This window comes from Lancefieldella sp. Marseille-Q7238, assembly GCF_949152215.1.
Classification (GTDB): domain Bacteria; phylum Actinomycetota; class Coriobacteriia; order Coriobacteriales; family Atopobiaceae; genus Lancefieldella.
In genome coordinates this window covers 1,106,584-1,128,122 of the sequence record NZ_OX424407.1, presented here as the reverse complement: position 1 = coordinate 1,128,122, position 21,539 = coordinate 1,106,584, and the positions used below count along the sequence as shown (strand labels likewise).

Below are 21,539 nucleotides of genomic sequence, written 5' to 3'. Positions count from 1 at the left end.
TGAGCGGCGGCATGAAACCGGGCGTAGGACAAGGTGCCGGAGCGGCGCCTGGCGTAGGACCTGGTGCAGCACCTGGCGTAGAGCCGGGCGCGAAGCTTGGCACGGCGCTGGGTACAGAACCCAGTACGAAATCCATTGCTTCCATCGGTGAGAACGCGAGCACCGCTGAACACCGACAGCCAGAGGTCAACAAGAACAGCTGGAAGTACATCCTCATGGCAATGGGGCCGGGACTTTTAGCGGCGTTTGCCGGTAACGATGCCGGTGGCATCGCAACATACTCCAGCGCTGGGGCCTCCTTCGGCTACACCCAGCTCTGGACCGTGCCCATCATGTGTTTTTTGCTTATCGTTGTGCAGGAAACTTCTGCTCGCATGGGGTGTGTCACGGGTAAGGGTCTGGCTTCTCTCATACGTGAGCGCTTCGGCATCCGTCTCTCAACTGTAGCGATGTTCGCGCTTTTAATCTCAAACATCGCCGTAACCTTCTCGGAATTCGCGGGCATCGCTTCAAGTATGGACCTCTTCGGCATCCCAACGTATGTATCGGTGTCCATCAGCGCCCTGCTCGTCTGGATCCTCACGGTCGGAGGTTCTTATCGCCGCATCGAAAAGATTCTTTTGGCTATCAGCTGCATTTTTGTGACGTATGTCGTAGCGGGCGTCCTCGCGAAACCCAACTGGCTTGAAGCGCTCCGCGTGACGGCCATCCCGCAGATGTCCACCGACCCTTCGTACATCTCGCTTTTGGTGGCTAACATCGGCACCACTATCAGCCCTTACATGATGTTCCTGGTTGCCTCAAACGTTGTCGAGAAGAACCTGGACACCAGCGACATTCCCGCGCAGCGCGCCGACAACATTGCCGGAGCTGTACTGGCGGAGATTATCACCTGGTTTATCATGCTGACTACAGGAACGGTCCTCTTCCCTGCTGGCATCCGCGTGGACTCCGCCGCGGAAGCGGCATCTGCGCTAGTTCCCCTTGCGGGCCAGTACGCCTCAACGCTCTTTGCTCTGGGCATGGTTGGCGCTTCATTTCTTGCCGCCTGTGTTTTGCCCGGCATTACTGCAAGCGCTATCTGCGAAGCATTCGGCTGGGAGCGTGGCGCGGACCGAACCTGGTCCGAGGCTCCTCTTTATCATGGCATCATCACGCTGGTGTTGATTATTTCTGCCGCAGTCATTCTAATTCCGGGCGTCAGCCTTTTTGGCATCATGCTTGTCGCCCAGGTCATCAATGGAATCCTGTTGCCTGTCCTGCTCATCTTTATGGTTATTATCGCAGCGGACAAACACATCATGGGCGCGTTTGCCAACGGTCGCATCTGGAACGGTCTGACGTGGTTTACCATCATGACGGTCATTGTCTTAACGATTGTCATGTTTGTCTTGCAGGCCATGGGGCTTTAAGAACCCCAAAAAACCGCGCGGCTACTTACTTGCCTCGTCAAACTCATCCTTAAAGGAAGAAAACATCTTACCCATGCGGCCCAGCTGTTTGCCGAAGCTCTTTGCTACGTCGTCGGGAGCTTCTTTCTTACTCGGCTTGTGCGCTTTCGGAGCGTAAGTCTTAACAGGTTCTTCAGACACATCGCCATCAAGGCTCTTCTCGGCAGCAGGAGCTTCAAGCGCGACAGCATCGACAGGCACCGGATCTGGCCGTGGCCCACCAGCATCATCGGACTCAGAGGCGTCTTCAAGAGCCCGCCTGGCTTTACCAATCATGCGTCCAAGCGAGCGTCCGCCCTTCACACTTGCGGCAGATACCGCTTTTCCCGCCTTTCCAGCCAGCTCAGAGCCCTTGGCGGCAGCGGCGGCGTATCCCTCGCCTGCCTTACCGGCAAGACCACCGGAAAGCCCGGCGTTTTCCGCATCGGCCGTAAGAATCATTGAGTCATCGCGATACCCCAGCACCCACTCGGGCTCAATTACAAATGAGCCGATAAGAGCCGCCGCGGAAGACCCGCTGTCTACTAGGAAGGCATTGACGTCACCGGTAGCGGAGTCGAAATCCGCGGCGCTCACAAAACCGAGAACCTTTCCCGATTCGGTGACTGCCTGCATGCCATGCCACATGATGCAGCGATCCCAGTCAAGCTCAAGTCTCGCAATCGCTTTTTTGTCCAGCGCCTCATCGGGGTCCGCCACCAAAAAACCCTTCTCAAAGGTTGAAAGCGCGTCAAAGGCAACGAACATATCGTCACGGTGAACCATACCTGCAATATCAGGACGCTTGACCATAACGCCCACTACACGCGGGTAGTCGGAATCAAACACCACCACATGAACGCGGCCGAGCTTTGAAAAGCGCTGAATTCCCTTTTTGCTGTCCTTCTTGCTTTGTTTTTTAGGGAGATAGACCTTGACCCCGACCAGCTCAGATGACTTCACATGAAAACCTTTCCTATAGAAAACGGGGCGCTGCGAGCGTCCCGTTCAATACCGTACTGATAACCTGGCAGCCCAAGCGAACGTTTAGTGAACGTCAGGGTGCTCAGACGTCACCGTCTCAATAGTCACGCCCTCGGCCTCAGAGGGATGGGGAGTTGTATAGGACGTAACAGAATCCGCGACAGCCTCGGCGTTATGCTGCACCTGTTCCGAAGCGGACGTCACGGCGTCAGACAGCGACTCACGCAGCTGATCCATACGCTCCCGAGCAAGGTCCACCTTGGCACGAAGTTCGTCGGTCTTTTGATCAACCACAGGGCGCACCTCACCAATGCGGTCACTCACGACGCGAGAAGTGCGCTCATATGAATCGAGTGCGGAATCCCAAGCATCATTGACAGCGTCAGCGGCCATTGCGCGGGTCTCGTCACCCGGACGCGGCGCAAGGAGCAGACCGGCAGCAGCGCCTGCCGCCGCACCAAAAATAGCACCGACTAAAAACCCAGCGGACTTCTTGCTCATAGGAACCTCCTATCGGGGCAGCGCGATTGCTGCTCTCCCTCCCAAACACAATGCCTTGGAGCGCCTATCGAACCGGTCGCGGCCTTGGCACGTTAATCATACTCCAGTCGTCTGGCAAATCGTCATCAAATGAATTGCGCTCATGCGCGTCAGACTCATCGACCGAGGCCTTATCCTCTTCCGCATCTGAGGCGGCTGCGTCGGCGACATCAGCCGTACCTGCGTCCTCGTCTTCTTCGACATACGGCTCGTGCGTTTCGGCAGGCGCTCCTCCATCGGACTGCTGATCGTCGTACCAATCATCTTCCACGTAATCATCATCTTCGGAAGCGTCACGCGCATATTGGTCATCATAAAATGAAGCGCCGGCGGAGGTGTCGTGACCCTCACGGTATGAAACGGAGTCGTCACTCCCATCCGCCTCATACTCATATGCTCCTGAAGCCTCATAATCGGCCTCTTCTGCCAGCTCCTTCTCGATAAACTCTTCAGCGACCTCAGCTACATCGTCCTTCTCGGCATAGGAGCCGTCAGAAGCGCCCTCATGCTGGCTTGCTTCTTCTGGCGCGTCTTCTAGCGTATCTTCTGAAGCGCTCTCTGGAGCATCTTCCAATTCGTCCTCGCCGTCAACGCTTTTAACGAGAGCCACCAGGCCCTGGACAATAGCGTCAACGTTGGGCTTGGGATCCTCGCCGCCAGCATATGCCCAGTCCAAAATCCACGCCGCGCTGGAAAGAGCTCCCGCTACCAACACGTCGTCGGGACATGCCAGGCTCACCTCAAACAGGCGGAGACTGTTATCAAGTGTCGTAGTGCGGCCGGAAGCAATATCGCCGGCGCGGTTGGTAAGGGCGAGCAGCTCAACGGTTACATGCTCAAGCAGATGAGCCACTTCCGTGTCACGAACAACATCACCGAACTGTGGAGCCGCATCTCCAAGACAGACGTGCTTCTCGACACCCGGAATGAGATCGACAACACGCCTGGTTCCCAGCGCGTCATCAGAGGTCATCAGCGGCGCGTCATCCGACAACTGTATGGTGGCGTCAAGGACTTTTGGTCCAATGACAACTTTTTTGATGTGAATTAACCCTGCCATGCTTCGTCCTCTTCCTGTTCAAGCGAAAGGATTCCTTACGCACTGTTCTTGTCTCGCTTCACGCGCTCACGCTCACGCTTTACACCCACGCCTTGGTTTCACACTCACACTTTAGCTTCACGCGCTCATCATATTGTAGTAAAAAAGAGTGCTTCGCTGCTGGAATGTCCGCTAGCGGTCATGATTCCCCAGTCTCTTCATGAGATTTCTCGTCTTTTTGGCATTGCTCGGGCACCTCTGGAGCCGTTACCCGCAAAAGCGACAGCCTGCGCCGACGCATCATCTGCACACGGAACTGCCAGCCGTCTTTCTCAAAGGTATCCCCCGGCCGCGGCAACCGGTCCGCAAGCTCAAGCACAAAGCCCGCAATGGTCTCATACTCCTCGGAATCCTCGACAGGCCATCCAAGTTCCAAAGCATCATCAAGCGAGAAGCGACCGTCTACCAGCCACTCTCTGTCGCTCAGCTGCGTCAGGTATTTGTTGTCGGGATCAAACTCATCGGCAATCTCACCGACAATCTCCTCGACAATGTCCTCGACGGTAATGGCGCCAGCAGTGCCGCCGTACTCGTCTACCACAATGACCATCTGATCACGAGAAGACTGCATCTCGGAAAGAAGCGGAATGATGTCTTTGGTGTCCGGAATATAGTCTGCCGCGCGGACGTACTGCGCGATGCGCTTCTCGCCAGCGTTTTCCTCAAGCATGGGCTCAATAATGTCTTTGATGTGCGCGATGCCCACAATGCGGTCAACGTTATCGTGATAGATGGGTATGCGCGAATAGCCGGTCTTACGCATAACCGCCAGAACTTCCGACAGCGTTGAGGTGTCTTCCATGGTGGTCAGGTCAACCCGCGGCACCATGACCTCGCGAGCAACCGTATCGCCCATGTCGATAACCTCGTGAATCATCGACTTTTCTTCTTCGGTCAGCTCATCGGAATCCTTGACGATGTAGCGAAGCTCTTCCTCGGAGAAGTCCTGGTGATCCTCGTTCACGTCAACACCCAAAAGTTTTGCGATGCCGTTAGCAGACGCCGAGGTCAAAAAGACAATCGGCTTTGCCAGCATCATGAAAAAGCGGATAGGACCCACAACCGCCTTGGAGACATTTTCGGCGTTGGTAAGGGCAATCTGCTTGGGCACCAGCTCTCCGATGACCGTTGAGAAATAAGAGAGTACCAAGGTGATAATGACCACTGCCGTAGGGTGCGAGAAGTTTGCAGGCATGCCTATGCTTGTCAGCCAGCTGCCAAAGGGAGTGGAAAGGCTTGTTGCCGCAAACGCAGACGACGCGAAACCGACCAGCGTGATGGCCACCTGAATCGTCGCCAGAAACGAGCCGGAGTTATTAGTCAGGTCAAGCACTGCCTGAGCACGCTCGTCACCTTCCTCCGCCTCAGGTTCAAGCGAGGTTCTTCTCGCGCTCACAACCGCCATTTCGGAAGCCGAAAAATAGCCGTTTGCCAAGGTCAAAAGCAGTGTCACTAAAATACTTAACGCTACGTCCATCTAAGGTATGGGCACCTGCCTAGTCGAAGTTAAAAAGCCACGTAGACATTGTACGTCTACGCAGCTTTTGCGTGTACATTCTGCGTACACATTCTTTATAAAAGCGTAACCAACTAAAGGCACGGTCGCTAAACGCACGGTAGCTAAGTGCACAGTCGGCTAGCGCATGCCTAGTCTACGAGTTTCTCGACCTGCGCACGAACGTCCGCAAGATCCTCTTCAGAAGGCAGCCAACCGATGGTATACGCCTTGCCATGAGGCATCATAAACCCGGCTTTTTCCAGCTCTTCCTCGACCATCTTAGGGCCAAGGGGAGCCCAGCCGTAGGATCCGAAGGCAAAGCCGACGCGGTGGTCGTTTTGAGGCGAGAGACCCGTCATGTAGGTCAAAAAGCCGCTCACCGTAGGCAAAAACTTGGAGTTCAACGTAGGCGAACCAACACACACATACTTGGCGTCAAGGAAGTGATACATGACGTTGGAGATGTGCGTTTCTTTAAGGTCGCAAAGCTGTACAGGAATACCGTGCGCGAGAAAACCGTCTACCAAAGCACGCGCCATCTTATCGGTAGATCCCCACATAGAGTCGTACACGACCAGCGCTTTTTCTTTGAGCTTGCCTGAGGTCCACTCCTCATAGCAGTCGATGATGTCTTTGATATGAGAGCGCCAGGCAACGCCATGAGCCGGCGCGATGATGTCGATATTTTCCAGCCCCAGCTTCTTTACCGCACCCACCGCAGCGTCCGCCTGGCGGCTATACGGCAGCACGATATTGGCGTAGTATTTGCGCGCCTGCTTCATAACCTCGCAGTAGTCGCTCTCGTCATCAAAGCGTGTGGACGAAGCGAAGTGCTGGCCAAACGCATCGTTTGAGAAAAGAATCTTGTCGGCATTGGAATAGGTGACCATGTTGTCGGGCCAGTGCACCATTGGCGTCTGCACAAAATGGAGGGTACGTTTGCCAATGCTCAGAGTATCCCCTGTCTTTACGCCGTTGACCTCAAGATCTTTACCGTAAAAGGCCTTGAGCTCCTTGACACCCTGCGGCGCGGAGGCATAGACAGCGGCGTTCGGCGCGGCTTTAAGAACGGCCGGCAGTGAACTTGAATGGTCCATTTCGATATGGTTGCATACCACAACGTCAATCTTTGACGGGTCAATGATGCTTTGGATGCGCTGCATGAGCTCGTCTGTCATGGTGTACTTGACAGTGTCGATGAGCGTGATCTTCTCGTCTAGGATAAGATACGCGTTATATGTGATGCCTTGCTCGGTGGTATAGCCGTGGAACTCTCGTGCGTTCCAGTCAATAGCGCCAACGGCATAGACGCCTGGTTTTATCTGCACTGCGCTCAACATACGATCCTCCGTGGTTTTAGGTGATTGGTCCTGGTCAAGCTGGTTGCGGCTGGGCCGGGCTGGTCAAGCTGGTTGCGGCTGGGCCGGGCTGGTTGAAGCTAATCCAGACTGATCCAAGCTGGGCAAAGCTGACCAAAGCGCTTTTACTAGTATGAGCATAGCATTTGACAGACAATTACGAGGGAGCGATTTCGAGACTATCTGGAGGCGATTCCAAAAAAGGGCATGAGTTGTGATATGAAATCTCCTAATAAGGGTGACAGTTGTGATAAATACTCCTAAAAACTCTAGGAGTTGTGCAGTAACTTCATCACAACTCATACACTTTTTTGGAGTGACCCGCGCTCTTCTCGAGTAACCCACGTCCTTCCGGCATAGCCAACATCCTTCTCGAGTAACCCACGCCCTTTCCAAGGCTTCACGCACTAGCGCTGTAAAGCGGCGCGAACGTCAGCGACAATAAGCTCCGGCTCAAGGCGATTTTCCCGCAGCAGCTCATCCGCTTTGAAGCGATCGTAGAAACCCTTCTTGATGCCGTAGTTAAGCACGCGTTTATCGGAGCCGCCGAAGTAGGAGGAAAGAGTCTGGCCCCAACCGCCTTCCAGCTGACCGTCTTCGAGCGTTACAAAGATGTCGTGATTGACGGCCAGGTTGTCGAGCAGTTCTGTGTCAAGACCGGATGCAAAAAGAGGATTCACGAGAGTTACTTCAAAGCCGAGAGACCCGCGGAGCATGTCCGCGACCTTCTCGCCCATGCCAAAGAAACTGCCCAAGGCGAAAATCGCTACCTTGGAACCGCGGCGCGCTACCTCAGAGCGCACGTCGTCGTAAGACTTACGAACGGGACCTGTAGCGTGGTGGACAGGGCCTCCCGGAACCTGGATAAAGACCGGACGTTTCTCCTGGTTAAGACCCCAATTAAGCATAGAAAGATACTCTTCTGCATTTGTTGGCGCAAGATAGGTAATGTTTGGAATATGGGCAATCATCGGAATCGTACAAAGTGACGCGTGCGTCACATCACTCATGCCCCACACCGAGCCGGAATTGCCTACGATTACCGCAGGATTGCTGTTGACCGCAAGATCTTGACTCAGCTGATCATATACGCGCTGTTGAAAGGTGGTTGAGGAACCCCATACCGCATGAGCCCCGGCATGAGCGGCTCCCGAAGCGATTGCCACAGCCGTTTCTTCCGCAATGCCCACGTCAAGATAGTGTCGGCCCAGGCGCTTGCGCCGTTCAGGCGACATGCCCAATGCGCCCGGAACCGCCGAAGCGATAACCAAAAGGTTCTCGTCCGTCTCAGCGCGCTCAAGCAGGTACTCGCCGGCAAGATTGGCATACGACTCAGAAGCGGAACCACTGCTCAGGCTCTGACCTGTAGCAATATCAAACGGACCATGCCAATGCCACGCTTCCTCGTCTTTGAGCGCAGGCTCATATCCCTTGCCCTTGAGCGTGTTGATATGCACCACTACCGGGTGGTTGCTGTCTTTGACCTGCTTAAATGCGGCGATAAGAGCCTCGGTGTTGTTGCCTTCATTGACATAGAGGTAATCGAGCCCCATAGACTTGAAGAGGTTGTTGGGCGCAGCGCCATTGGATTCGCGCAGCTCCCTGAACTGATCGTACATACCACCGTGATTTTCGGCAATGGAGCGCTGGTTGTCGTTGAAAACGATTATGAAGTTTGAATCAAGTTCGCCCGCCACATTCAGACCTTCAAGCGCTTCTCCGCCAGACATCGAGCCATCTCCGATTACAGCGATGATGTTTTCGTGACCACCGCGCAAATCGCGAGCTTTCGCAAGACCGAGCGCCAGGCTGATAGATGTAGACGTGTGTCCAATCTTAAAGAGGTCGTGCGGTGTTTCCGCAGGATCGGTATAGGGAGACACGTCATCGTAGTGCGCCTGGTCGACAAAGGCTTCCTTGCGCCCGGTCAGCATCTTATGCGGATACGTTTGATGAGAAACGTCATAGACAATGTGATCACGCGGAGAATCAAATACGGTGTGGAGCGCAACGGTAGCTTCCACCATGCCAAAGTTGGGGCCAAAGTGACCACCATGCTTTGAGGCTCTGGTCAACAGCGCCGAGCGAATCTCATCGACAAGGCCTTGTCGACCTGCCGCGTCAAGTGCTTTAACATCTTCAGGACCGTCGATCTTCTCGAGATACATGCGAAACCTTTCTATATGCTGGGATGCTAAAGGTTAGTACCCCGCACATGGACGCGCTATACGGAAGTCTTTCAGCAGTATCTGCAGCAATATCAAAACCGCACTTCAAAATGGCGTTCATCAGCTATGGGAGCAAGTTCGCGCTTCTCGTCAATGCGATATGCAAGCGGACGGTGCGCGTAGGTTTTCGCAAATCCCTTAAACCAAAGGCCTATCTGCTCGTCCGTCCCTTGTAGTTCCATAGATACGCTGCCGTCAAACTCGTTTCTCACCCAACCGGTGCAGCCCACGCGATCCGCTACTATCTGCGCCGTCCAGCGAAAACCGACGCCCTGGACTTCTCCGCAAAAGCGCAGCGCGAGCCTGCGTGTTCCCGGTTTGAGCCCCTGGTTGCCCAGCTGCTTGTCTGCGTCGCCATGAGGACCTTTATCTCTGTCTTTGCGTTGTCCAAAGCCCAATATGCCTGACATGAGCGCATCCGTTCTCCGTGGTCTGTTCGGCTGCGGTGCCGTATAGGCATACCATATCACCAATCGCATGAGCTCTTAAGTCAAACTGCGTCTGGGTTGCCTCCGTCCAGTCCCCCGGGGGTGTTTTCATCCAGCCCTTAGGCAAACCGTTTTCACTCTCCAGGGGGCTGCACGTTTCCAAATAACCTCTAGGCCAGCGCATTCCTTCTGGCTCCCGCATAGGTGATAAGAAAGTAGACCACAAATCCGGCAAGCGTCAGCGCAGCGACAGGCCAAATAGCAGGCTCAATATCAGCTTGAAGCAAACCAATACTCATGAAACGAATGACGTTTAAGCCAAAAATGGCATGAACAGCGGTAAAGATACCCGGAAGAGCAAAGTTAAACAGCACACCTGCAAGCAGGCTCTCTGAGAGCATCCTATTCGAAGCGCCTAGTTCAACAAGCTTGCGGTAACGCTCGCGATTATCGGAGGCAAGCGACAGCTGCTGTATCGCAAGGATGACCGACGCGAACACCAGCAGCACCACCGCATAAAACGCGCAGGTAAAAATAAGCGCGCCAATCAAACCTGAAGCCTCTTCAAACTGCGTTTCCCTTTCAAGCGCTAGCGCCCCAATTTTGTCATGCAAGACGACAGCAAATACAAACATGCACATGCCAACCGAAGAAAGCGCTGCCGAGCAGGTCATCGCTTTTGCAGCGTTGCGCGCTACCCCTTCGGTTTGACGCACGGTAAACGCCGTCAGCCCTCGGTACCACAGGCCGGGAACTTTCTTGATGAAGCGCGGCAGCAGCGCCAACGTTGAGCGGAATATGAAAAACGAGCCAAAAATAGCGCAAGCGCCCAGCGGGAACATCCACACCAGAAAAGTAGTAGGCGCGTTTAAGCAGATTATGTATACCGCAGCGACCAAAGCTACGCCAAAAATCAACTCTACAACCGCTCGTCCGCCTAAAATTGGTTTTGACGCGTCGTTTTCCTTTTTCGCAACCATCATGCGAAGCAGCGTCGATTTGCGCAAAACGCGGCGGCTTCCGCGAGACAGTATCACAATCGTCAGCACGAACACGATAGCTGTGAGCGTTATGCCAAATGGCGAGAAAACCATGATAAAACGGGCGGGCAAACGGTATGCCCAAGCGACAATAAGCTCAACGAAAGGCGAGATAAGCACTCCCGCTATAAGGCCGGTCACCAAGGCACTGCCCGCGACAAGCGTGGTTTCAAGGCGCAGTACCGTGTTGACATTGCGTTTCTCGAGTCCCGCAAGTTCATAGAGGGCAAACTCCGGCAGCCGGCGACGAATCAGAAACTTATTGGCATACGAAGCGACGTTTACAAACACCAACAACGGCAAAATACCAAAGGCCATGATGTAGCGCGCTGCCGTCACAAAAATCTTCCGGACCAACTCATCCTCAACCAGCATAAAGAGATAATCTCCGGACGCCGTATAGGAATATATCAGGCAAGCTCCCGCTGCCAAGGCGGCAAAATACACGCCAAAATCCTTCAGATTGCGCCGAACATTACCAATCGCGATTTTTGAAAGCAGGCTCATGACATCACGCTCTTTTCTCTACCATCACGAACTTCTCGCCAGACTGGCGTGTCGATCATAACCATCATGCAGCGCGGCAGGCGAATGTGCCATCGAACTTGCTTACGGAAAGGTGATGTTTTCATAAGAATGGAGCATCCGTTGCCGAATGCTCCATCGAGTCGTCCATCAAATCTGCGAGATTCTAGCGCTCACCCGCCGCGCGGCGCTCCGCGTAGTCGGCTGCAAGTTTAGCCTGAATGTCATGAGGAACCTGCTCGTATCCCGAGAGCTCTACCTCATACTCGCCGGTGCCACGCGAGAGAGAACGCAGGCGCGTGGCATAGTCGGTGACCTCAGCGTAGGGGACGGTCGCTTCAATGGTAGTCTGTCCAAGCGCTGTGCCCGTACCGGCGTTCATGCCTTCAACGCGGCCGCGAGACGCGGATACATCGCCCATCACAGAGCCAGCGTAGCTGTCGGGAACAGTGATCTTAAGATGCGCCATCGGCTCAAGAAGCACCGGCTCCGCCTGATCGATTGCCTTCTGGAAACCGATGCGAGCCGCTGTCTTAAACGCCATCTCGTTAGAGTCAACAGGATGATAGCTGCCCTCGTAAACAGCGACCTTAATGTCAATCATGGGATACCCCGCCAGCACGCCTTCGCGCATGATCTCCTGGACTCCCTTGTCGATAGCGGGAATGAAGCCGCGCGGGATGTGTCCTCCTACCACTTCATCTACAAACTCGTAGCCCGCGTCGGGGTTGGGCTCAACGCGAAGCCAGCAGTCGCCATACTGACCCGCGCCGCCGGTCTGCTTCTTATGGCGTCCCTGCGCGCTTGCCACGCGGCGAATAGTCTCGCGATACGGAATGCGGAGCGCTACCTTGTGGGCGCCAACGCCGGCACGAGATTCCAGACGGTCAAGCAGCACGGCAACCTGCGCCTCTCCGATAGCGGAAACGACCGTCTGACCGGTATCTTCATCACGCTCAATGCGAAGCGTGGGGTCGGCGGCGGCAGCCTTCTCCAAGAATGAGAAGAGTTTTCCTTCCGCCCCGCGCTCATCAGGCTCAATAGCAATACGATAGAGCGAGTTAGGGAAGCGGAACGCCGCCGCCTCAACCTTACCAGTTACGGAAAGCGTGTCGCCCGTCAGCACCTCAAGTTTAGGGACTACCACGATATCGCCAGCGGCGGCACGTCCAACATCGGTGGTATCACGGCCACACATGCGATACAGATGTGAAAGACGCTCGGTCTTACGCGTACGCGCATTGGTAAGCTCAGCGCCCGGCTCCAACGTTCCCGCCAGTACCTTAAGGAAGGTCAAGCGGCCGTTCTGAGGATCCTGCAGCGACTTGAAGGCAAAGGCAACCGGACGCTCGTCATCCGGAGAGATGTCAAGCTGCTCGCCGTTTACCAGTGGGATACGCCCGAAATCAGCCATCTGCGGGAACCAGCCTTCGACAGCGTCTAGGAAGGCAACGACACCTTCTTCTCGCACGCACGAGCCGGCGAACACCGGTACAAACACACGGTCAACCAGTGCTTTATTGAGCAACCCCTCAAGCTCTTCCTGAGTGATTTCTCCACCGTCAAGATAGCGCATCATGAGTTCGTCGTCAGCCTCAACCACCAGCTCGGTCAGAGCGGCGCGCGCATCAGCTGCCGCGGCAGCATACTCCTCAGGTATGTCCTCCACCATCGGCTTTCCGTCGACAAGGTGACGGGCTTTTTGATGGACAACGTCGATAACGCCTCCGAACGCCTCGCCGGAACCCATGGGAATCGTTACGGATCCAAGCTTGTTGCCAAAGCGCTCGCGCAAAAGACCCATGGCCGTCTCGTGATCCGCGTCCGGGCGGTCAAGACGGTTGATAAAAATAGCGCGCGCAAGAGACAGGTTCTCGGCGGCATACCAAAGCCGCGTAGTAATGGTACCGGGACCGCTTGCAGCGTCAACAACAAAAACGGCAGTTTCGCCGGCGCTCATAGCGGCGTAGGCGTCGCCTATAAAGTCCGGATAGCACGGCGCGTCCAAGACGTTGATGCGCGTATCGTTCCATATCACAGGCGCAATAGTGGTGGAAATGGAAAATCCTCGTTCTGATTCTTCGGTATCGTAATCAAGCGTGGGCTTGGTGCCTGCGTGCCCGCCCAGACGGGTAGTCGTTCCCGTCAGATGCAGCATCGCTTCCGCAAGCATGGTCTTGCCCACGCCGCCTTGGCCCACCAAAACCACATTCTTAACGCGCTCAACACCCTTTTCGGCCATGATGCCTCCTTCAACTGCGGCAGCAGCCGAGAAGGGCGCGTATGCGTAACCTGCCGGCCAAACCACCGAACAAGAAAACCTCTAGCCTCCTTACCGTAAAGCATTGCTGAGCAAGAAGCACCTACGTATCGATGAGTGACAGGCTTCCTTATCAAAAGTTTTTGAGTCAGTCGACTCTTCTCGCCATGTTTTAGCTGGTAACATGCACTGTTTTATGCGGCGAGAAGAACCTGTCGTTGCACGGAGAATTACGACTCCTCGGCGAACGGTATTCGCATAAAAAACACGGCACGCTTGTGCGCATGCCGTGTTTGAAACGTCTTTACCGTTCTTAGTTCTAGCGTAAAGCGACTTCCGGATTCTTTTTGGTGACAATCGCGGTCGTTACAATTTCAGCCTGCAAATACTTTGTCAGCAGCGCCGCAAGGTCGTCCGCCGCCTTTTGCAAATCGTCTCGACGATGAGGCTCTACACACTCCATAGCCACAAACGCATTCGGCGTATAGTCTTGCATCTGCGTCCGCTGTCCATCACGCCAGTTCCAGCACCGACACACAACGCCTTCGCTGTCATAGTAGGCAATTTCTCCCGGCAGTGGAGGCTCTTCGTGGTCAGAGCCAATGGGAAGGAAGGCTTCATCACCCTTCATGGCGCCAAGATGCAGGTCGCCGGCGAAGGCATCGATATTTTCAACGCCGATAGGAAACGCGTATTTCAGCGAAACGGCGTTGGTGATGTCAACCGATGGAACAATCGAGCCTACCGGCGTGTCATGCAGCACGCGCTTCAGCAACGCCTCAATGGAACAGCGGGCTCCCTTTTTGGTGGGAAACTTCCGATACGCTTCACGCCAAACTTGTACCACTTCATTTGCAGAGATGGGCTCACAAGGGACATATTTTGCAGCCTGCCTGTTTGCTTGAGCGAGAAGGTCTTTGATTTCGTCCTTCTGGACGTCCGTCAAACCGCTTTCTTTCAAGCCGCGTACAGAAAGAACCGCAATCGCTGCTTCAGGAAACAGCTCCCAAAAGCTCTCATCAGATATAAATTTCTGCATCCTGTCTCCTTCGCCTGCTCTGTCGTGAAAGTTTGTTTAGTGTATCACCGAAACTGAGCTCTTCCCTATCGCAAAGCGTGATGCACATCCCAGGCACGGCAACGCTGGGCCGGGCACAACAATGCGGCCGGCCGAATTGTTCGACCGACCGCATTATTTAGAGCGTCAGCGTAAACGCGTGCTTTTAGCTCAGTACCAGCATGAATACTGTCAGTACGATGGCAACAAAGACCGCGATAATAACGAGCAGTTTCGCTGCCCATTTGAGCCATGTCTCATACGGAATACGAGCCAGCGCAAGACCACCCATAATGAAGCCGCAGGTCGGCGTAAACAGGTTGACGAGACCATTGGCGGCAACGTTGCACATGATGGAAGTCTCCACCGACCAGTTGAGGCCGGAAACAATCGGCGAAACGATTGGCGCGGAGAGCGCAGCCAGGCCAGAAGAGGACGGCACCAGGAAGCTGAGGCCGATGTGAAGCAGATAGTCCAGGAAACCGAAGAGCGCTGCCGGCATGCCGGACTGCGTCAGAGCGGTAACCGAAGCCTGAACCATCCAGCTGCCAAGTCCGGTCTGTGCCATCAGTACAGCTGTTGCGCGAGCGAGCGCGATAACTACATTGACCGAAATCATATCGCCAATGCCGGAAATGATGGTAGTAGCCATCTTTGAGCGATCGGGCATACCAATCACGCCGATGATAATGCCCATAAGCATAAACCAGGTAGCCGCGTCATCGAACCACCAGGAGCCGAGCGCGTTGCCGGTAATGATTGACGTCCAAGCAAGTCCGTCTGCAATAGATTCGTTCAGATCTCCCCAAGGAATGAATCCGAGAATCATAACGACAAACGTCAACGCAAAGATTATCATGCAGGCTTTCTGTCTGCCAGTCAGTTTTTCCTCATCGCTGATTTCCATATTGCCATATGCTTTGTTGCATACGTCCAGCTGATCGGCTGTCAAAATGGAACCCTTTGTTTCAATGACGTGCTTGGCGTACCTGGTAACTCCAAATGCGGAAATCAGGTATGTGCCGAGCCAAAGAATGACGCCTTCCAGATAGAGGATGCCCATATTAACTTCGACACCCGCCGAACGCGCCGCGTCAACGGCGGCGCCGGTAGCGAAGGGGTTAATAGTTGAGCCAAGAACGCCCGAGCCGGCGCCCAGCAATACGGTAGCTGCGCCAACAATAGGATCCATGCCGGCAGCCGTCATCGTAGCCGCAAGCAGAATATAGAAGCCAACGGTCTCTTCGCCCATGCCGTAGGTTGTACCGCCTACCGAGAACAAGAACATCAGGACCCACACAAGAATCATTTCCTTGCCCTTGAGCTTCTTGACAAGGACATGGATTCCCGTTTCCAGAGCTCCGGTCGCGTTAACCAGAGCCAGGAAGCCTCCCAGACAGAATACGAAGCCAATAACTTCGCTCGCGTCATGGAAGCCGGCAATGGGGGCCATGATAATCTGCTGGAATGTAGCTCCCATGACCGCGGCCTGCTCACCCTCGTCCGTTATATACGGCTGACCATTTGTGAGCCAGGTGCAAATCGCGACAAAGAGCAGTACAAGAAGAAGAATGCCATAGGTACCAAGGCGCTTCCTCGTTTTCTGTTGTACAGACATATGAATCACATATCTCCCTCAAGCCGCTGCTCGGGAGATTTGCCGGAGGCTCTTCTCCCAAGCGCGACTACAGTAGTTCTGTTGTTACTTCAAGGTCGCGTACATCACGGCCTTGATGGTGTGCATACGGTTTTCAGCCTCTTCGAACTCACGAGCCTGGTGACCCAAGAACACATCGTCGGTAACTTCCATGGCCTCAAGACCATACTTCTGGTAGATGTTCTCGCCAATGGTTGTATGACGATCATGGAAGCTCGGCAGGCAGTGAAGGAAAATGGCCGTCGGCTTAGCGTCTGCCATAACGTCCTTGTTGACCTGATAGGGACGAAGCAGCTCGATGCGCTGAGCCCAAAGCTCTTCCGGCTCTCCCATGGACAGCCAGATATCCGTATACAGAACGTCAGCATCCTTAGCGCCAACCTTAACGTCGTCCGTAAACTCAAGAACGGCATGAGTCTCTTTGGCAATGGCTTCGCACTTGTCGATAAGCTCCTGCTTTGGCATAAGCTCTTTTGGTCCGCATGCGCAGAAGTGCATGCCCAGCTTGGCGCAAACAACCATGAGCGAGTTTGCGACGTTATTGCGGGCGTCGCCGAAGAATGTCAGCTTGCGACCGCGAACATCGCCGAACTCTTCCTGAACTGTCATGATATCGGCAAGCATCTGCGTCGGGTGGAAATCATCGGTCAAGCCGTTCCAGACCGGAACGCCGGAGTACTTTGCCAAATCCTGGACAACATCCTGGTCAAAGCCTCGATACTCAATACCGTCAAACATACGGCCCAGTACCTTTGCCGTATCTTCCAAAGACTCCTTCTTGCCCATCTGGGAGGAACCGGAATCAAGGAAGGTTACTCCCATGCCCAAATCCCTGGCGCCTACCTCAAAAGCGCAGCGCGTGCGAGTCGAAGTTTTCTCGAACAGCAGGACGACCTGACGCCCCTTCAGCCAGCTGTGATCCACACCGTTGCGTTTCATATTCTTAAACTCAACGGACAGGTCCAAAAGGTAGCGGATCTCATCCGGCGTATAGTCAAGCAGCGTCAAAAAACTCCTGCCGCGAACATTAACTCCCATAGTGCTCTCCTTCTAACGTGATCTGCAGTGCCAGATTACTCGGCGCGGATCAACGGCATCGACATGCAGCGAGGGCCGCCACGGCCGCGGGACAGCTCGGCGCTCGGAATGCTGAGGACATGAACGTCATGCTCCTCAAGGATGCGGTTGGTGACATCGTTGCGCTCGTACACGACTACTGTACCAGGAGCAATAGCCAGGGTATTGGAGCCGTCATTCCACTGCTCGCGCTGAGCGGCAATCATATCGTCGCCACCGCAGGTAATCAGGTCGACATCGTCCTTCTCGGTATATTTGCAGAGCACATCGTGCAAAGTGGCATCGACTTCACGCACGTTCAGACGATGACCGTTGGTGCCCGGAGTAATCTCGAAGACCTGCAGCGGTCCCACGATCTCTGGGTGAACCGTGTACTTGTCATAGTCGATTGCCGTGAAGACGGTATCCAGGTGCATAAATGCCCTGGAAGAAGGAATAGCGAATGCAAGAACTGTGCGAATCGTGCAATCCGGATCCGCAAAAAGATTAATCGAGAGAGCTTCAAGAGCCTCGGGGCTCGTGCGCTGTGAAACGCCCACGGCCAAAACCTTATCATTGAGGTTAAGAATGTCGCCACCCTCAATGTTAAAGAACGCAGTACGCTTGGTATAAAGCGGAGTGCCTGTGTAATCAGGGTGATACTTGAAGATGTAATCCGCATAAATCGTCTCGCGGTTACGGGTTGGGAAGCGCATCTTGTTCAGTGAGATGCCTGATCCGATAGAGCCGAACGGATCGCGTGTAAAGTACAGATTAGGCATCGGGTCAACAATCAGCTTCTGCTCAAAGGAAGCCATGTCAACGAGTGAATGGTTGCGCTCAACGTCGTAGCATTCCTTAAGATTGATTCCTTCCATGGTCTTAAGGACAAGTTCTTTGCCTTCAAAATTCTCAGTCAGATACTCAAATAGTTTCTTTTGCCACTTCTCTGTGTGGATGCCGCCCTCTTCAAGCCACTGCATCAAGAACTGTTCCTTCAGTTCTGGGTGAAGCGTAAGGACTTCCGTCATAAGGTCCTCGAGATAGACGACCTCAACGCCGTTGTCACGAAGAAGCTGAGCAAATGCATCGTGCTCTTCCTGTGCAACCTTCAGGAACGGAATATCATCAAAGAGCAGCCTTTCCATTGACGCCGGGGTAAGATTGAGAAGTTCCCTACCAGGGCGGTGAAGCAACACCTTTTTAAGCGGTGCGACTTCACTCCGCACACTAATTCCTTTCATGGTTTTCCTCCGTTTTAGGGTTGTATGGGCACGCCTTTATACAAAAAAGAAGCGCTATCAAAGCCTTTTGTGCCCCAAGACAGGCCATGCGCTCTGCACGGTAATTACGTCATGGCACCTCCTTCAATCGCGGCGAAACCGGAAAGAACGCGTCTGTACGCAGTTTTTCGGAACGCCAAACAAGAAAACATCTAGCGTCCCTACCGTAGAGCATTGTTATATAAGAAGCACCCACATATCGACGAACGAGAGATGCGGGTGCTTACTCATGTAAAGCTTGTGATACTTCTCGCCACATTAATGCTGGTAAAGCATGTAGTTTACAAAGCGAGAAAAGCGAGGGGCTACAAAATCAAATCTTGACTCCTCGGCGAACGGTATCTGTGAAGATAACATATCCGATGGCACCGAAGATAAGAGCCACGCCTATCATGGAGATATTGAGAGGGGTTTCGCTCATCATCGGTCCCCCGTCAACCATACTGACAAACGATGGAAGAGCGAACAGCGCAAAGCTCACACCCAGGATAAGCATGGAGCCAAAAACGCCCACCAGTGAAGACACCATAGCTGCTATGCTGCGCTTTGTTATCTCAGTAATGTTAGTCCAGTCAAAATTGGGTCGACGCACATCAATGGCCATGCCCAGATTTGTTGCGAAAAAACAGAAACACAACGGCACAATGAAATTTCTTGCCGCCGTACCAAGAGCGATGTTTCCCGAGATGAGCAAAATGCCATTTGTCAGCAGCAAGCCGACTAGTACATACAGCATATTTGCCGCAACTTTTGAGCCAAAGACCTGCCGAGCCGTCACCGGCATCGTCGCCATCAGCCAATTGGAATGACCCTCTACGGAAAAGGCCACCGCTGACGAACAGCTAGCTGCCACAAACATGCATATAAAATAGGTAGACATAAGCCCGAAAATCATATGTGCAACCGGCCTAATCATACGCGCGGCGTTTATATCATCCTCGACAACCGACGCGATAAAACCGTCGACCCCGAAAAACGCCACTACAAGGGCAAGAATTACGCAAATAATTACACCGAAGCCCAGCTGGAAAAAGTATATCGGATACCCAAAGAGCGTACGAAACTCTTTAAGCACCATTGCACGGAATATGCCATTTTTCTTTGTTGAAATCTGACTGGTTGCAAATTTTTTGTTGGCAGTTTGAGTCACTACAGACGCATTGACGCGATCGTTAAATTTAGCGAGAAGCGCGATAATCAGCGCGGGAGATCCCACAGAAAGTACGATAAAAATGAAGAGACTCAGCACATTCCCCTGGGCAAAAACATTAGCTACCAGCAGCGAAGGCACATACACGGTGCCAACGGTGTTTGCCATACCATAGATGATTTCATTGTAGTGAGTAGCAAGGTATTCAACACTTTCTCCATCGTGGCTCATCGTGCCTGAAAACCATGTCACACCTACGATATAGAGCATGGCAATCGCCATGCCGACAATACCGCCAATAACAGTATTAAAGTTTTTGAAATGCAGTTTTGCACCGAGAGCTGTAAGCGCCCATGCGAGCAAAATTGTCACTGATGTGGCTAAATTAGGCGCGAGCAAAATGGAAATCGGCACCATCAACAAGCGAAGTGGTGTTATCTCCGCTGTCGAGAAATACCCAAGATACAGAGGCAACATAGTAATGAGTGCCCAGAATATCTCCATCGAATACATAGCGCCAACGCGTGAAGCGATAACTACAGTTTTTTTAACCGGCAGCGACATAATGAAGTCATAGTCTTTGTAGCCAAACAACAGGCCATTTGACTTCGCAAACGTAAAGACTACACCTGAAAGTGAGGCAATAAGCACGGCGATGAGCGGCACCAATTTGTCAAAGCCAAACGCGGCAAGACCCATGCCAAAGGCATACAGGTAACCACCGAGCACAAGGATACCGATGCCGCTGGCAATAATGAGTGTCACCGTAAGCCCGTTAGCGCCGCGCTTACCATTGCGGCGACGTCCCAGCCTCTGGCTTGTCCACACTGCGAGCATCTGCACTTTCAAAAGAAGCCACAAAACTTTCACATCCGAAGGAAGCTTGAAAGTGGCGGAATCCGCAGGTGCAAGATCTGCTGCCGTTACCTGTGCGGGAATAAATTCGTCTTGAGGAAGCTCATCGACTTCCTCGCCCGGTACGGGAGGTCTGGAATCGGCCATTACTGATCACCATCTTGATTGGCAGGTGCCTCTGGAGAAGGCGTTGTCGGCGCCGCAGGTGCAACAGGTGTTGCAGGTGCAGAAGGCGCTACGGATGCGGAGGGCGTTGCTGATGCGGAAGGCGCCGCTGGCTTGACATTCTTTTCGTCAGCCGCCATATCCGCAGCCAGCTCATCTGTCACGCCAGGCGCGCCGACTTCCATGCCAAGGAAAACTTCCTCAAGTGAGGAATTACCGCGGATAGCCTCGGTTTCTCCGGCGGCCAGCAGCTTGCCTTCACGAATGATGGCGATTTTATTGCAGAGCTTCTCAACGACTTCAAGAACATGACTGGAGAAGAACACCGCAGATCCGCGCGCAGCCAGCTCGTGCAAGATTTTTTTAAGCTCAAAGCTGGCGGCGGGGTCAAGTCCTACAAAAGGCTCGTCCAGAACAAGCAGCTTAGGCTCATGCAAGAGCGCGCTCACCAGCACGAGTTTCTGCTTCATACCGTGGGAAAAACTTGAAATCGGGTTGGCGAGAGAATCGGTAATGCCCAGACGATTAGCGAGCACCGTAATACGCTCGACGCGATCCTGCGCGGGAACGCCAAAGATGTCAGCGACGTAGTTAAGGTATTTGATACCGGACATAAACTCATAGATATCAGGATTATCGGGCACGTACGCGATGAGTCTCTTGGTTGCAATCGGATCGCTCACAACACTCTTGCCATCAACGTAAATTGCGCCACCCTCAAACGGCTGCGCGCCCACGATGCACTTGATAAGTGTGGTTTTGCCCGCACCGTTATGACCGATAAAGCCATAGATATCGCCCGAAAGCACATCAAGCGTCAAATCATCAACCGCTACTTTGCTTCCATATTTTTTGGTAAAGCGCTGAACATTCAAAACAGGAGCTGCAGCACCTGCGGTTTCCGGAGCAATGCCTGGCATAATTAA

General features: G+C 53.6%; 16 protein-coding genes. 1 reads left to right on the top strand and 15 read right to left on the bottom strand.

All coding sequences use genetic code 11. The features are described 5' to 3' along the window. Nucleotides 1-215: 215 nt before the first annotated feature. Nucleotides 216-1,412, top strand: a complete 1,197-nt coding sequence (locus tag QM016_RS05105; protein ID WP_282711453.1) for an Nramp family divalent metal transporter — start codon at nt 216-218, stop codon at nt 1,410-1,412. 21 nt (nt 1,413-1,433) lie between these two features. Here QM016_RS05105 and QM016_RS05100 read toward each other — a convergent pair whose 3' ends face one another. The 15 genes from QM016_RS05100 to QM016_RS05030 all read right to left on the bottom strand — a co-directional run bounded on the left by QM016_RS05100 (nt 1,434) and on the right by QM016_RS05030 (nt 21,533). Further along, nucleotides 1,434-2,393, bottom strand: a complete 960-nt coding sequence (locus tag QM016_RS05100) for a hypothetical protein (protein ID WP_016477597.1) — start codon at nt 2,391-2,393, stop codon at nt 1,434-1,436. Nucleotides 2,394-2,477: 84 nt separating this feature from the next. Then, on the bottom strand, nt 2,478-2,915 hold the full coding sequence (locus tag QM016_RS05095; RefSeq protein ID WP_016477598.1) for a YtxH domain-containing protein: 438 nt from the start codon (nt 2,913-2,915) through the stop codon (nt 2,478-2,480). A gap of 64 nt (nt 2,916-2,979) precedes the next feature. Next, nucleotides 2,980-4,014: a hypothetical protein gene (locus tag QM016_RS05090; RefSeq protein ID WP_016477599.1), complete on the bottom strand. Its 1,035-nt coding sequence runs from the start codon at nt 4,012-4,014 to the stop codon at nt 2,980-2,982. A 178-nt stretch (nt 4,015-4,192) separates the two neighbouring features. Next, nucleotides 4,193-5,530, bottom strand: coding sequence for a hemolysin family protein (locus QM016_RS05085; protein WP_282710570.1), 1,338 nt, complete (start codon nt 5,528-5,530; stop codon nt 4,193-4,195). Between the two features lie 170 nt (nt 5,531-5,700). Then, nucleotides 5,701-6,891, bottom strand: coding sequence for an FprA family A-type flavoprotein (locus tag QM016_RS05080; protein ID WP_282710568.1), 1,191 nt, complete (start codon nt 6,889-6,891; stop codon nt 5,701-5,703). A gap of 425 nt (nt 6,892-7,316) precedes the next feature. Further along, nucleotides 7,317-9,077, bottom strand: coding sequence for a 1-deoxy-D-xylulose-5-phosphate synthase (locus QM016_RS05075; protein WP_016477602.1), 1,761 nt, complete (start codon nt 9,075-9,077; stop codon nt 7,317-7,319). 92 nt (nt 9,078-9,169) lie between these two features. After that, nucleotides 9,170-9,547 carry an acylphosphatase gene (locus tag QM016_RS05070; RefSeq protein ID WP_016477603.1) on the bottom strand — a complete coding sequence of 126 codons (378 nt, stop codon included), beginning with the start codon at nt 9,545-9,547 and terminating at the stop codon, nt 9,170-9,172. 188 nt (nt 9,548-9,735) lie between these two features. Continuing rightward, on the bottom strand, nt 9,736-11,112 hold the full coding sequence (locus QM016_RS05065) for an FtsX-like permease family protein (RefSeq protein WP_282710565.1): 1,377 nt from the start codon (nt 11,110-11,112) through the stop codon (nt 9,736-9,738). Nucleotides 11,113-11,296: 184 nt separating this feature from the next. Beyond that, on the bottom strand, nt 11,297-13,372 hold the full coding sequence (locus QM016_RS05060; RefSeq protein ID WP_282710563.1) for an elongation factor G: 2,076 nt from the start codon (nt 13,370-13,372) through the stop codon (nt 11,297-11,299). A 337-nt stretch (nt 13,373-13,709) separates the two neighbouring features. Beyond that, nucleotides 13,710-14,429: a phenylalanine--tRNA ligase beta subunit-related protein gene (locus QM016_RS05055; RefSeq protein WP_282710561.1), complete on the bottom strand. Its 720-nt coding sequence runs from the start codon at nt 14,427-14,429 to the stop codon at nt 13,710-13,712. Nucleotides 14,430-14,613: 184 nt separating this feature from the next. Beyond that, nucleotides 14,614-16,065 (bottom strand): C4-dicarboxylate ABC transporter, encoded by a 1,452-nt coding sequence (locus QM016_RS05050; protein WP_035434018.1) that lies wholly within the window; start codon nt 16,063-16,065, stop codon nt 14,614-14,616. Nucleotides 16,066-16,149: 84 nt separating this feature from the next. Next, a complete protein-coding gene (gene argF / locus QM016_RS05045) occupies nt 16,150-17,142 on the bottom strand; it encodes an ornithine carbamoyltransferase (protein ID WP_282710558.1) in 993 nt (330 codons plus the stop codon). Nucleotides 17,143-17,177: 35 nt separating this feature from the next. Continuing rightward, entirely contained in the window at nt 17,178-18,404 is a 1,227-nt protein-coding gene (locus QM016_RS05040) for an arginine deiminase (protein WP_016477610.1), read from the bottom strand. Between the two features lie 352 nt (nt 18,405-18,756). Further along, on the bottom strand, nt 18,757-20,595 hold the full coding sequence (locus tag QM016_RS05035) for a hypothetical protein (protein ID WP_282710556.1): 1,839 nt from the start codon (nt 20,593-20,595) through the stop codon (nt 18,757-18,759). After that, nucleotides 20,595-21,533: an ABC transporter ATP-binding protein gene (locus tag QM016_RS05030; protein ID WP_282710554.1), complete on the bottom strand. Its 939-nt coding sequence runs from the start codon at nt 21,531-21,533 to the stop codon at nt 20,595-20,597. The genes QM016_RS05035 and QM016_RS05030 overlap by 1 nt, the downstream gene beginning before the upstream one ends. Nucleotides 21,534-21,539 lie beyond the last annotated feature (6 nt).

Coding starts and splice junctions, on each gene's coding strand:
- QM016_RS05080 (WP_282710568.1), bottom strand. CDS start 6,891: ATGTTGAGCGCAGTGCAGATAAAACCAGGCGTCTATGCCGTTGGCGCT.
- QM016_RS05050 (WP_035434018.1), bottom strand. CDS start 16,065: ATGTCTGTACAACAGAAAACGAGGAAGCGCCTTGGTACCTATGGCATT.
- QM016_RS05070 (WP_016477603.1), bottom strand. CDS start 9,547: ATGTCAGGCATATTGGGCTTTGGACAACGCAAAGACAGAGATAAAGGT.
- QM016_RS05035 (WP_282710556.1), bottom strand. CDS start 20,595: ATGGCCGATTCCAGACCTCCCGTACCGGGCGAGGAAGTCGATGAGCTT.
- QM016_RS05075 (WP_016477602.1), bottom strand. CDS start 9,077: ATGTATCTCGAGAAGATCGACGGTCCTGAAGATGTTAAAGCACTTGAC.
- QM016_RS05065 (WP_282710565.1), bottom strand. CDS start 11,112: ATGAGCCTGCTTTCAAAAATCGCGATTGGTAATGTTCGGCGCAATCTG.
- QM016_RS05095 (WP_016477598.1), bottom strand. CDS start 2,915: ATGAGCAAGAAGTCCGCTGGGTTTTTAGTCGGTGCTATTTTTGGTGCG.
- QM016_RS05060 (WP_282710563.1), bottom strand. CDS start 13,372: ATGGCCGAAAAGGGTGTTGAGCGCGTTAAGAATGTGGTTTTGGTGGGC.
- QM016_RS05085 (WP_282710570.1), bottom strand. CDS start 5,530: ATGGACGTAGCGTTAAGTATTTTAGTGACACTGCTTTTGACCTTGGCA.
- QM016_RS05030 (WP_282710554.1), bottom strand. CDS start 21,533: ATGCCAGGCATTGCTCCGGAAACCGCAGGTGCTGCAGCTCCTGTTTTG.
- QM016_RS05105 (WP_282711453.1), top strand. CDS start 216: ATGGCAATGGGGCCGGGACTTTTAGCGGCGTTTGCCGGTAACGATGCC.
- QM016_RS05090 (WP_016477599.1), bottom strand. CDS start 4,014: ATGGCAGGGTTAATTCACATCAAAAAAGTTGTCATTGGACCAAAAGTC.
- QM016_RS05040 (WP_016477610.1), bottom strand. CDS start 18,404: ATGAAAGGAATTAGTGTGCGGAGTGAAGTCGCACCGCTTAAAAAGGTG.
- argF (WP_282710558.1), bottom strand. CDS start 17,142: ATGGGAGTTAATGTTCGCGGCAGGAGTTTTTTGACGCTGCTTGACTAT.
- QM016_RS05055 (WP_282710561.1), bottom strand. CDS start 14,429: ATGCAGAAATTTATATCTGATGAGAGCTTTTGGGAGCTGTTTCCTGAA.